Raw genomic sequence first — 11,683 nt, forward strand, 5'->3', positions numbered from 1 at the left:
GGCGTTGCCGACGCCGGTTAGCATTGAATCAGTTCACCCCATCTGACCTGCAATAACAGTGCAACAGACTTTTCAGTGGCCGACTCGATCAGCGCGGTCAGCGGCATGAGCGTGCTGATCGAGTCGGCGGTTGTGGGAGTTCAGTCCACTCTGGGCCGCTGGTGGCCGTGCTCGAGCTTGGCACCCGACTCGTCGAGCACTGCGACATCGGTCCACGATGCTATCCACACGAAGATTCCGAAGTCGTACCAGGACACGTCGAAGTCTGCGTCGCCGATCATCTGTTCTGCGCGATCACTTTCATCGAACTCGATGGTGAACGTATCCCCCGGGCGCAGCCAGTACTCCTCCACGAATGGCTCAACGCAAAGCAGGAATGGCCTGTCCGCGTGCGGGTTCCGGAATCTGATCCTGGGCACGGCCGAAGCGTATTGGAGCCGAGGGCATGCCGCAGTCCTGAATCCTCCGCCGTGCATACCATGCGGCAGAACAGTGTGTTTCGTACTCGACCGCCTGGCGCCACTCAAGATGGATACGAGCCGATCTCGGCTGCCCAATCGGCCGCCCGCGGTCGACACGGACTCGGCATCGATCCGACACGAGATGACAAACGGATCGCCCGCACGGGTACGCCGTCGCCACGGTGGCGAGAACTCCAAATCCAGACCGATAGTCAGATCGATCAGACTCGCCTCGGCCGTGGCGTAGGAGAAAGTCAAGTTCGGTTCGGTGAAACTCATTCGCGCACTTCGGCGTTCGGTATCGACAGAAAGATCGGACGCCTGGTAAAGCCACTGTGCCAACGCGACAGCGTCCTCCGGAGTCAACGCCTGCCAACGGAAAGACCATGATCCCTGCGGGGAGTGCGCGGTCCCGGTGATTACCAGCCAGCTTCGCCGCTGTTGCGGGTTAACAGCATCCGGGAATTGGTAACCCACCACTCCCAGTTCCACCCCGTACCCGTCGCCTCCGATCAACCTCATCGGCCCAGCATTCCATAGCACTCAGTCCGTAATTCATCCCAGGAAGCGGCGCGCAATCGACCGGTAATCGGTGCGGCCTCAGGCGGTCATCGCAACACTTCAGCGAGTGCTTCTGAGGGTGTTCTGAATCCGAGGGTTTGTCGAGGGCGGCCGTTGAGTTCATCGGCGATGGCATCGAGATCGGCCTGACCGTAGGCGCGCAGGTCGAGGTTGGCTTCAGTACGACGACGGGTCATGGGCTCCCGTCTGGCGAGACGGGTGTATCGGCCCTCCGTTCAATGTGTCCGAGTTGATCCAGCTGTCGACCAACGACAACCGCTGAGGCACGTTGCCGAACGACGATCACGACCCAATATTGCTATCGCACTGCACTTCTGGGGGTTTCGATCTTCACACCCCTGCCGACTCCGAGGTCATTGGTCGTGACAGAACCGCTTCGTACGCCGATCGCCCCTCAACCGTGCGCGCGAAGATGTTCACCAGCGTCCACCCGAAATTCTGCTCGAGCCACTCGATACAGGTCACAAGCGCACCGAGGTCACCGTCGTAACGGCCCTGCTTCGCATGGTTGGGAGTGACCTTAGAAATATTCTGCGGGGCGGCTCGAATGACCAAATATCGCCGCTGGTATGTCCGCATGTCGACGGTGCCGTTCAACACATCGAAGACATCGAAAAACGGGCCCGGACCTGCCGGAATCATCTGCGGTATCCGCACTTTGCTCCTCATAAACCCGCCCGCTCGACCCTCGCAGACGGCATGCGACGGACTGTACCTGGAGGAATTATTCAGTCTGGCTGACAGGTGGGGCACCAGAACAGGTTTCGGGCCTCCATGACCGCGTGCAGGACTGGCGTGGAGCAGAGGCGGCAGGGGGCGCCGGCGCGGCGGTAGACGTAGGTGCGGGGGCGGTCGGCGGCGTAGGACGGGGCGCCGTGGTCGTCATCGGGGCGGACCACCACCATTACGCCGCGGCGGACGCCGATCTTCATCAGGTCGACGAGGTCGGCCCAGATCGCCTGCCACTCTTCGTAAGCGAGCAGGGTGCCGGGGCGATCGGGCGAAATACCGTGACGGAAAAGGATTTCCGCGCGGTAGACATTGCCGACTCCGGCTAGGACCTTCTGGTCCATCAGCAACGCGCCGATCGGGCGCTGCGAACGGCGGATGCGCTGCCAGGCGCGATCCGGATCGGCGTCCTTGCGTAGCGGGTCTGGACCTAGACGGTCGGTGAGGGCGGTGACCTCGGGGTCGAGGAGGATTTCGCAGGCGGTGGGGCCGCGCAGGTCGGTGCCGAAGACGGCTCCGGTGCGGCCGCCGCCGATCAGGCGCATGCGGACCTGGCCGACCGGTTCGCCCAGGGGGAACGGGGATTCGGTGAATTTCCCGTACAGGCCCAGGTGGATGTGCAGGACGAGGCCCGAATCGTAGTGGTGCAGTAGGTGTTTGCCCCAGGCTTCGGCGCGAGTCAGCACCTGGCGGTCGAGGCGGGCCGCGCCGTCGGCGAAGCGGCCCTGGGGGCTCGATATCCGGACCTGCCCGCCGGCGAAGCGTTTGTGGTGCAGCTTCGCCAGGCCGTGCAGCGTATGGCCTTCGGGCACAGGTCAGTTCGGCAGAGCCGGAGCGATACCGGTCTTCTCGTAGTCGGCGAGAATATCGATGCGGCGCTGGTGGCGCGGCTCCTCGGACCACTGGGTCGACACGAATGCGTCGACGATGGCGAGGGCTTCCTCGGCCGAATGCATGCGGCCGCCGATGCCGGCGAGCTGCGCATTGTTGTGCTGGCGCGCGAGCTGCGCGGTCTCCACGCTCCAGGTGAGCGCGCAACGGGCGCCGGCCACCTTGTTGGCGGCGATCTGCTCGCCATTGCCGGAACCACCGAAGACGAAGCCCAGGCTGCCTGGGTCGGCGACGGTGCGGCGAGCGGCCTCGATGCAGAAGGCCGGGTAATCGTCGAGGGCGTCGTATTCCAGCGCGCCGACATCGACAACATCGTGGCCCTGGCCCTCGAGGTGGGCCTTGACAGTGTTCTTCAGTTCGAAGCCGGCATGGTCGGCACCCAGGTATACGCGCATGGCTGCGATTCTGTCAGGCCGTCGTCGCCCGGCTCACCTGGGGATCACCCGATCCGGCACATACAGTTCTGAGCATGACGTCCGACGATCAGTCACCACCGCCGAACGCCCATATGGGGGGAACACCGTCCGGAAACTATCCGGAATGGAATCCGGTCACGGGTATGGCCGGGTGGAATCCGCAGACCGGTCCGCCGGGATGGGCGGCGCAGCAACCGTATTCGCCGCCGCAGATTCCGCCGCATGAGCAAACCCGTGGCCTGTCCCCGTACGGTATGCCCGCCCGGCACAGCTGGGAGATTGCGCTGCTGGTCGTCGTGGTCGTCACCACCGTCCTGGCGTACCTGCTGGCGCTGCTGCTACTGGTGACCGGCAGCGTCAACCAGTTCGTGCTGCTGCTGGCCTTCGCACCAATCCTGGTCTGGGCCGGCCGTGGCATGAACTACTCGGCCCAGCGGGTCAATGGCGTGAAGATGTCGCCCACCCAGTTCCCCGAGGGCTACCGCATGGTCCAGGAGGCGGCGGGGCGCTTCGGCATGGCCAAGGTGCCGGACGCCTACGTGGTGCTCGGCAACGGTCAGATCAATGCCTTCGCCTCCGGGCACGGGTTCCGGCGATTCGTGGTCGTCTACGCCGATCTGTTCGAAATCGGCGGCGCCGCACGACAGCCCGATGCGCTGGCCTTCATCATCGGCCACGAGGTCGGCCATATCGCCGCCGGGCACGTGTCCTATTGGCGGCAGCTCGGCATGTTCCTCGGCCCGTTCCTGCCGTTCCTCGGCAACTCGCTCATTCGCGCGCAGGAGTACACGGCCGATAATCACGGCTTCTGCAATCGGTATGTGGGCGCGCCGACCGCCATGCAGACCCTCGCGGGCGGCAAATACCTGAATTCGCTCGTCGGATTCGACGAGATGGCGGACCGGGCCCCGCAGGAGAAGGGTTTCTTCGTCTGGATCGTCAATGCGATGTCCAGCCATCCGGTGCTGACCTGGCGCATGTGGGCGCTGCGGGACCGAAGCCGGCACGGCAAGCTCTTCCTGCGGCCATCCCTACCGACTGCCATGCAGCCCCCGGCCAACCTCCAGCCCTACGGCGGATATCCGACGCAGGGCGGCTACCCGGCACAGGGTTACCCGCAGCAGCCCTATCAGGGCGGATACGGGAATCCGACAACACAATTCGGACCCCGCTGACCTACCGCATCCAGCCACGAACGGGCCTGCCGACCTTCTGTCGGCAGGCCCGTTCGCAATTGCTCAGGGCAGTCGCGGCGACCCTCAGTCGAAGACCGGGTCCTCGTTGCGGGTGCGCTTGATCTCGAAGAAGTGCGGGTAGGACGCGAGCGCGACCGCACCGTCCCACACCTTGCCCGCGACCTCGCCGCGCGGAATGCGCGAGAGCACCGGGCCGAAGAAGGCGACGCCGTTGATGTGGATGGTCGGGGTGCCGACATCCGGGCCGACCTTGTCCATGCCCTCGTGATGCGAGACCCGCAGCGCCTCGTCGTAGTCACCACTGGTACCGGCTGCGGCCAGATCGGCGGGCAGGCCGACCTCGGCGAGCGACTCGGCGACGATCACATTCAGGAAGTCGGGCTGGTTCTCGTACTCGGCGCGGCGATTGTGGATGCGGGTGCCCAGCGCGGTGTACAGCGGGGAGAGCACCTTGTCGCCATTGGCCTGCGCGGCGGCAATGGCCACACGCACCGGACCCCAGGCGGTCTTCATCATCTCCCGATAGTTCTCGGGCAGGTCGCGGCCCTCATTGAGGACGGCGAGGCTCATGACGTGGAAGTTCACCTCGATATCGCGGACCTGCTCGACCTCGAGGATCCAGCGGGAGGTGATCCAGCACCACGGGCACAGCGGATCGAACCAGAAGTCGACCCGGTCCTTCTTGGTGTCACTCACGGGTAGTCCCTTTCGCAATCGGTGGCCGGAAGCGGCCGTCCCCCTTGGGCAACAATGCACCTTGTTGCCGTTATTTCCGCCTAGGCGCCCGGGCCGCGCGTTAGGGTCGGTTATCAGCCTCGTCGTCAGCAGCCGCGGATGTGCGGCGCAGGGAGGTCATGGTTATGACCACGGGTTCCAGGTTCGTCATCGCAGGTGGTGGGCTGGCAGCAGCCAAGCTCGCGGAAGCCTTGCGCGCCAATGATTTCGAGGGGACGGTCACCCTCGTCAGCGCGGAGGAACGGCTGCCCTACGAGCGGCCGCCATTGTCGAAAGAGTGTCTGCTGGGCAAGAAGACGCCGGAAGACTGCATTGTCGATCCCTCGCAGTGGTACCGCGACCACCATATCGAGGTGCTGCTCGGTACCACGGTGACCGCGCTGGATCGCACCACCAAAACCATTGCGCTGCCGGACGGTACGACGCTGCCCTATGACAAATTGGCGCTGGCCACCGGATCTCGGCCCCGTCGGCTACCGATTCCCGGCGCCGATGCCGAAGGGGTGTACACCCTGCGCACCGCCGAGGATTCCTCGGCACTGCTCGAAATGTTCGGCACCGCACGGCGATTGGTGGTCATCGGGGCCGGATGGATCGGGCTCGAGGTCACCGCGGCCGCCCGCGCGGCCGGGCTGGAAGTCACCGTCCTGGAGACGCTGACGGTACCGCTGCAAACGGCGTTGGGCTCGGAGATCGGCGCGGTCTTCGCCGACCTGCACCGGGAACACGGCGTCGACCTGCGTCTCGAGACCAAGGTGGCCGAGATCACCACCGCGAACGGCCGGGCGACCGGCGTGCGATTGGCCGATGACACCGTTATCGACGCCGATGCGGTCCTGGTCGCGGTCGGGGCGCGGCCCAATATCGAACTCGCCGTCGACGCCGGGCTGGCCACCAGCGAGGGCGTGCTGGTGGACGAGAGCCTGGCCACCAGCGATCCGGATATTGTCGCCGTCGGCGATATCGCCGATCAGCAGCATCCGGTACTCGGTCGGCGAATTCGGGTGGAGCACTGGGCGAATGCGCTCAACCAGCCGGCCGTCGCGGCCGCCACCATGCTCGACAAGCCCGCGGTGTACGACCGGCTGCCGTACTTCTTCACCGATCAGTACGACCTCGGCATGGAGTACACGGGGTATGTGGGCGCGAACCAGGACGCCCTCGTGGTGGTGCGCGGCGATCTCGGCAAGCGTGAGTTCGTGGCGTTCTGGCTGGGCTCCGGGAATCGGGTGCTGGCCGGAATGAATGTGAATGTGTGGGATGTGACCGATCGGATCAAAGAGCTGATCCTGAGCGGGGAAGCCGTCGATCCGGACCGCTTGGCCGATACCGGCACCCCCCTGTGACGACCCTCACTTCCTGAGATCTCGAAGTGTGTCGAAATCGCGGGTCAGGCTCCGACCTATCCGCGAGCGCGCCACCGCGGCGCACCGGACATCGAGGAGCCGACCATGAAGTACATGCTGCTGAAGACCTACAGCCCCGCCGCGTACTGCGATACCCCGCTCAATGAGTGGACCCCCGAGGAGATCGAGGCGCACATCGACTTTCAACGGGCGCTCGGCGCCGAGCTGGCCAAATCCGGTGAGCTGGTGGATGCCCAGGGGCTGGCCGGGCCGGACGATGCGCGACTGGTCAGCTCGGACGGCCGGTCGGCCGCGGTGGTCACCGACGGGCCGTTCCCGGAAACCAAGGAGTTCCTCGCCGGATACTGGATCGTCGATGTCGAAAGCCCCGAGCGCGCCTTCGAGATCGCCGCACAGGCCTCGGCCGCTCCCGGACCCGGCGGTAAGCCGATCGGCGAGTTCATCGAGGTCCGAGCGGTGATGTCCGCACCCGCCAGCGACGTGTGAGACCGCTCGACGGCGACGACCCTAGACGCGCATGACAGACGGCCCGGTATACCGGTACGAGATCGAGGACCTGCTGCGCGAACTCGCGCCGCAGGTGCTCGGGGTGCTTACTCGGCGCTATGGGGATTTCGACACCGCCGAAGACGCGTTGCAGGAGGCCATGCTGGCGGCGTCGACGCAGTGGCCCGCCGAGGGGCGGCCGGAGAATCCGCGCGGGTGGCTGATCCAGGTGGCGCAGCGGCGACTGGTCGATACCGTGCGGGCCGAAGTGGCTCGGCGGAATCGCGAAACCGCCACGGCGCTGCGGGAAGTCACTACGGCGGTCGACCTGTCCGACGGCCTGGAGGACCGGGACGACACACTTACGCTGTTCTTCCTGTGCTGCCATCCGGTGCTGTCCCCCGCGAGCGCGATCGCGCTGACACTGCGGGCGGTCGGCGGGCTCACCACCGATGAGATCGCTCGCGCCTTCCTCTTACCGGAAGCGACCATGGCGCAACGCATTTCGCGTGCCAAGAAGCGCCTGACCGCCGTGGATCGCCCCTTCGCGCTGCCCGGTGCCGAAAGCCCTACGGCCCTGGATGAATCCGGGTATCCGGAGGAATGGCGGGAGCGGGTCGGGTCGGTCCTGCACGTGCTCTACCTGATCTTCACCGAGGGGCACAGCACCACCGGTTCCGAACTCCGCCGCAATGACCTTTCCGCCGAGGCGATCCGGCTGGCCCGCGCCCTGCACCGGCTGCTGCCGGAGAACTCCGAGGTCACCGGCCTGCTGGCGCTGCTGGTGCTCACCGATGCGCGGCGCAGCGCCCGCTCCGGGCCGCACGGCGAACTCATTCCGCTCGCCGAACAGGATCGCAGCCGGTGGCAGCGCGCCACGATGGTGGAGGGCATCCGGCTGGTGACCAGCACGCTCCCCGGCGGACTCAGCGGCCCGTACCAGATCCAGGCTGCCATCGCAGCGCTGCACGCCCAGGCCCGGCACGCCGATGACACCGAGTGGGATCGAATCCTGTTGCTGTACACCAGACTCGAGCATCTCACGCCCAACCCCATGGTCACCCTCAACCGCGCCGTGGCCCTCGCCATGGTCCACGGCCCGCAGGCCGGGCTCGAGCTGGCCGACACCCTGGACGACACCCTGAAGGGCTCGCATCGCCTCGAAGCCGTCCGCGGTCACCTCTACGAAATGGCAGGCGACCCGCCCGCCGCCATCGCCGCCTACACCGCCGCGGCCCGCCGCACCACCAGCCTGCCCGAACGCGACTACCTCACCCTTCGCGCCGCCCGCCTCCGCAACCGCTGACCTCGTCGACCGGGCGAGAGCCTGCCTACTCAGCTCCGTCATCCCTGCCAAAAGCATGCCGGGATGACGGAGCGCAGCCAGATTCGAGGGGCACAGCCAGATTCGAAGGGCGCAGCCAGATTCGAGGGGCACAGCCAGATTCGAAGGGCGCAGCCAGATTCGCCGGGCACAGCCAGATTCGAAGGGCGCAGCCAGATTCGCCGGGCACAGCCAGATTCGCCGGGCACAGGCCACGTTTAACGGGGACGCATGCCAGGTTTACGGGGGGCCAAGGCCAGGTTTACGGGCGGCGGCAAGCCACATCGACCGGGGGGCCGCCGGCCAGGTAAACGGGGGGCGGCTGACACGGGAGCTAGGTACGGTGGATGTGTGGCGACGCATCTGACGCATTGGGGAACATTCGAATCCGTCAGCGACGGAGAGAAGCTCACGGCGGTGCGGCCGTGGCACGGGGATCCGGAACCTATGCCGCTGATCGACAATGTCGCTTCGGCGCAGCACCATCGGACCCGGATCGCGCAACCGCATGTCCGCAAGGGCTGGCTGGACCACGGACCCGGCGCGCCGGGGCGCGGTGACGATCCGTTCGTGCCGGTGTCGTGGGAGACCGCGCTCGAGCTGCTGTCGGGTGAGCTGCGGCGGGTGTACGACCAGCACGGTCCGGAAGCGGTGTACGGCGGCTCCTATGGCTGGGCCAGCGCCGGACGCTTCCATCATGCGCAGAGCCAGGTGCATCGCTTTCTCAATGGCCTCGGCGGCTACGTCAGGCATGTCAACAGCTACAGCATGGGCACCTCGAGTGTGCTGCTGCCTCATGTCCTCGGCGAATTGCACTGGATGCTGGGCCATTCCACCACCAAGACCGTGATCGCCCAGCACAGCGAACTCGTGGTGGCCTTCGGCGGACTGTCCCCGAAGAACACCGCGGTCACGCCCGGCGGGGTATCGCGGCACCACAGTCGCGGCTGGGTGGCGGCGGCGCACGCCCGCGGCTGCCGGTTCGTCTCGATCGGCCCCCTGCGCGACGACATCACCGCCGAAGCGGATGCGGAATGGCTGGCGCCCCGGCCCGGGACCGATGCGGCGCTGATGCTGGCGCTCGCTCAGGTGCTCGACGCGGAAGGACTGTCGGACAAGGGCTTTCTCGATAAATACACGGTCGGATTCGAACGGTTCGCGCAGTACCTGCACGGCCGGACCGACGGCGTGGTCAAGGATCCGCGCTGGGCCGAGCAGATCACCGGGGTGCCCGCCGACCGCATCCAGGCGCTCGCACACGAAATGGCCGGCGCCCGCACCCTCGTCACCGTCAGTTGGTCGCTGCAACGTGCTCACCACGGCGAACAGCCGGTATGGCTGGGCGTCGTGCTGGCGGCAATGCTCGGCCAGATCGGCCTGCCCGGCGGCGGTTTCGGTCATGGCTACGGCTCGGCGGGCATGGTCGGCGAACCGGCCCGTGCGCTGTCGGTGCCGCGGTTTCCGCAGGGCCACAACCCGATCGAGACCTTCATCCCCGTCGCCCGGATCGCCGATATGCTGCTCGAACCCGGCGCGCCCTACGAATACAATGGCCTGCACCTGCGGTATCCGGATATTCGCCTGGTGTATTGGGCCGGTGGCAATCCGTTCCATCACCACCAGGATCTGGCTCGGCTGCGTACCGCCTTCGCGCGACCCGAAACCATCGTTGTGCACGATGCGTTCTGGACGGCCACCACCCGCCACGCCGATATCGTGCTGCCCGCGACCATGACGATCGAACGCGACGACTTCGGCGCCGGTGACAACGACCCGATGTTCGTCCCGATGCCCGCACTGACCCGCCCGCACGGCCAGGCCCGCGACGACTACGCGATCTTCGCCGAGCTGTCCGAAAAGCTCGGCTTCGGAAAGGAATTCACCGAGGGCCGCACCGCCCAGGAATGGCTGCGCCACCTCTACGACCAGTGGCGACCGGCTGATCTGCCGGACTTCGATACGTTCTGGGCAGGCGACGGACTCGAACTTCCGGTGGCGGCCGAGCAGGTGCTGTTCGCCGACTTCCGCGCCGATCCCGAGCAGCATCCGCTGACCACCCCGACCGGTCGCATCGAGATCTTCTCCGAAACCATCGACGGCTTCGGCTATTCCGACTGTCCGGGTCATCCGGTCTGGCTGGAGCCCGCGGAGTGGCTGGGAGGCCCTGCGGCGCAACAATTCCCGCTGCAATTGATCGCCAACCAGCCGCGCTCGAAACTGCACAGCCAGCTCGATGTCGGCGCACACAGTCAGTCCACGAAAATCGCTGGGCGCGAACCGGTCCGGCTGCATCCGCAGGAAGCCGCAGCGCGCGGGCTGAGTGACGGTGACATCGTGCGGATCGCCAATGATCGCGGCTCGTGCCTGGCCGGGCTGATCATCGATGATGCGGTGCGGCCCGGCGTGGCCCAATTGTCCACCGGCGCTTGGTACGACCCGGACCCGAGCGACCCCAGTTTCTGCCGGCACGGCAACCCGAATGTGCTGACCGCCGACCGCCCCTCGTCGACCTTGAGTCAGGGCTGCACGGGGCAATTGACCCTCGTCGAGATCCAGGCGTATCGAGACGAAGTTCCGGAACTGGCCGTCAGCCACCCGCCCGCGACGGCATGAGGCGTGGAGCCAATGCCACGGTCGAGGTGCGAAATACGTTGGGGCTCATGCCTCTGTGACGTTTGAAAGCGGCACTGAAGCCGAAAGCATCGGCATAGCCGAGTGACTTGGCGATCTGGACGACGGTGAGATCCGTTGTGCAGAGCAGTTCTTCGGCCTCGTCCATGCGAAATTCGGTGAGGTACGCCAGCGGTGGGCGGCCCATGACGGCGGCGAAGCGTTTGGCGAACAGCGCCCGCGAGACACCGGATGTGGCAGCGAGGGAGGCCACCGTCCAGGACACTCCCGGGCGGGCGTGCATGGCCTGCAGTGCGGGCGCGACCAGCTCATCGTTCACGCCGCGATACCAACTCGGCGCCTCCGCACCCGCCTTCTCGAACCAGCTGCGCAGGGTGCACACCAGACCCCAGTCCAGCAGTCGATCCATCATGGCCTGCGATCCGGCGCTCTGCCCCACGGCTGCCGCGGCGGCCGCTTCCATCCATGGGCAGAGATCGGTGTCGTCGGCGACCACCAGTACCGGCGGGAGGGCGCGCACCAAACGCTCGTGGCGGCGAGCAGGGGCGTGATACGCGCCGACGACCAGGACAGTCGCGTTCTCGGAGTCGTCACACCAGGCAATGCCGCTCAAATCCGCTGCGTCACAAGCTTCCTCGGCGAAGCAGGCGATCTCGTACTACTGCGGACTTTCCGACTCCCGCATAGCACTACTCCCCGACGCCGAAGAACGCCCCCAACGCCTCGACGCCCAGGGCACCCTCCACATCGGCGACGCCGTCACCGGTGCAGCCCGCGCCGCCCACTTCACCGAATTCGAAACCAAGGCAGCGGAATACGTCACCGAATTCCTCACCGCCGACCGCGTCCCCGCCTGATCCCGCGC

Annotated in this window: 12 protein-coding genes and 2 pseudogenes; 6 read left to right on the forward strand and 8 right to left on the reverse strand. The window is 66.2% G+C overall.

All coding sequences use genetic code 11. The features are described 5' to 3' along the window. Positions 1 to 140 precede the first annotated feature (140 nt). The 6 genes and pseudogenes from JWN03_RS09830 to JWN03_RS09850 all read right to left on the reverse strand — a co-directional run bounded on the left by JWN03_RS09830 (position 141) and on the right by JWN03_RS09850 (position 3,058). On the reverse strand, positions 141 to 353 hold the full coding sequence (locus JWN03_RS09830; protein ID WP_297612954.1) for a hypothetical protein: 213 nt from the start codon (positions 351 to 353) through the stop codon (positions 141 to 143). Positions 354 to 587: 234 nt separating this feature from the next. Next, a pseudogene (locus tag JWN03_RS45785) lies at positions 588 to 983 on the reverse strand (WapI family immunity protein); the annotation flags it as partial. Between the two features lie 86 nt (positions 984 to 1,069). Next, positions 1,070 to 1,189, reverse strand: a pseudogene (locus JWN03_RS09835) (IS30 family transposase); the annotation flags it as partial. Positions 1,190 to 1,373: 184 nt separating this feature from the next. After that, positions 1,374 to 1,700, reverse strand: coding sequence for a hypothetical protein (locus JWN03_RS09840; protein WP_297612957.1), 327 nt, complete (start codon positions 1,698 to 1,700; stop codon positions 1,374 to 1,376). 71 nt (positions 1,701 to 1,771) lie between these two features. After that, positions 1,772 to 2,584 (reverse strand): Fpg/Nei family DNA glycosylase, encoded by an 813-nt coding sequence (locus tag JWN03_RS09845; RefSeq protein ID WP_297612960.1) that lies wholly within the window; start codon positions 2,582 to 2,584, stop codon positions 1,772 to 1,774. A 3-nt stretch (positions 2,585 to 2,587) separates the two neighbouring features. After that, entirely contained in the window at positions 2,588 to 3,058 is a 471-nt protein-coding gene (locus JWN03_RS09850; RefSeq protein ID WP_297612963.1) for a ribose-5-phosphate isomerase, read from the reverse strand. A gap of 113 nt (positions 3,059 to 3,171) precedes the next feature. On the opposite strand from JWN03_RS09850, the gene JWN03_RS09855 reads away from it, so the two are divergent. After that, positions 3,172 to 4,254 (forward strand): M48 family metallopeptidase, encoded by a 1,083-nt coding sequence (locus JWN03_RS09855; protein ID WP_441342962.1) that lies wholly within the window; start codon positions 3,172 to 3,174, stop codon positions 4,252 to 4,254. Between the two features lie 84 nt (positions 4,255 to 4,338). On the opposite strand, the gene JWN03_RS09860 is transcribed toward JWN03_RS09855, so the two are convergent. Further along, positions 4,339 to 4,971: a mycothiol-dependent nitroreductase Rv2466c family protein gene (locus JWN03_RS09860; protein ID WP_297612966.1), complete on the reverse strand. Its 633-nt coding sequence runs from the start codon at positions 4,969 to 4,971 to the stop codon at positions 4,339 to 4,341. A 164-nt stretch (positions 4,972 to 5,135) separates the two neighbouring features. Between JWN03_RS09860 and JWN03_RS09865 the strand changes: the two genes are divergently transcribed. From JWN03_RS09865 to JWN03_RS09880, 4 genes are all read left to right on the forward strand, one after another. Next, the gene (locus JWN03_RS09865) at positions 5,136 to 6,356 is read left to right on the forward strand and encodes an NAD(P)/FAD-dependent oxidoreductase (RefSeq protein WP_297612970.1); all 1,221 of its coding nucleotides are present in this window, start codon (positions 5,136 to 5,138) and stop codon (positions 6,354 to 6,356) included. Positions 6,357 to 6,461: 105 nt separating this feature from the next. After that, complete coding sequence (locus JWN03_RS09870; RefSeq protein ID WP_297612973.1) at positions 6,462 to 6,863, forward strand: YciI family protein; 402 nt, start codon at positions 6,462 to 6,464, stop codon at positions 6,861 to 6,863. A gap of 31 nt (positions 6,864 to 6,894) precedes the next feature. After that, entirely contained in the window at positions 6,895 to 8,169 is a 1,275-nt protein-coding gene (locus JWN03_RS09875; protein ID WP_297612976.1) for an RNA polymerase sigma factor, read from the forward strand. A gap of 369 nt (positions 8,170 to 8,538) precedes the next feature. Next, positions 8,539 to 10,800 (forward strand): molybdopterin-dependent oxidoreductase, encoded by a 2,262-nt coding sequence (locus JWN03_RS09880; protein ID WP_297612979.1) that lies wholly within the window; start codon positions 8,539 to 8,541, stop codon positions 10,798 to 10,800. On the opposite strand, the gene JWN03_RS09885 is transcribed toward JWN03_RS09880, so the two are convergent. Next, positions 10,775 to 11,431 (reverse strand): AraC family transcriptional regulator, encoded by a 657-nt coding sequence (locus JWN03_RS09885; RefSeq protein ID WP_297612982.1) that lies wholly within the window; start codon positions 11,429 to 11,431, stop codon positions 10,775 to 10,777. The two genes, JWN03_RS09880 and JWN03_RS09885, sit on opposite strands and share 26 nt — an antisense overlap. Here JWN03_RS09885 and JWN03_RS09890 point away from each other — a divergent pair. Next, on the forward strand, positions 11,421 to 11,675 hold the full coding sequence (locus JWN03_RS09890) for a hypothetical protein (RefSeq protein WP_297612985.1): 255 nt from the start codon (positions 11,421 to 11,423) through the stop codon (positions 11,673 to 11,675). The genes JWN03_RS09885 and JWN03_RS09890 overlap by 11 nt on opposite strands. The last annotated feature ends 8 nt before the right edge of the window (positions 11,676 to 11,683 follow it).

The organism is Nocardia sp., assembly GCF_025465275.1.
GTDB lineage: Bacteria > Actinomycetota > Actinomycetes > Mycobacteriales > Mycobacteriaceae > Nocardia.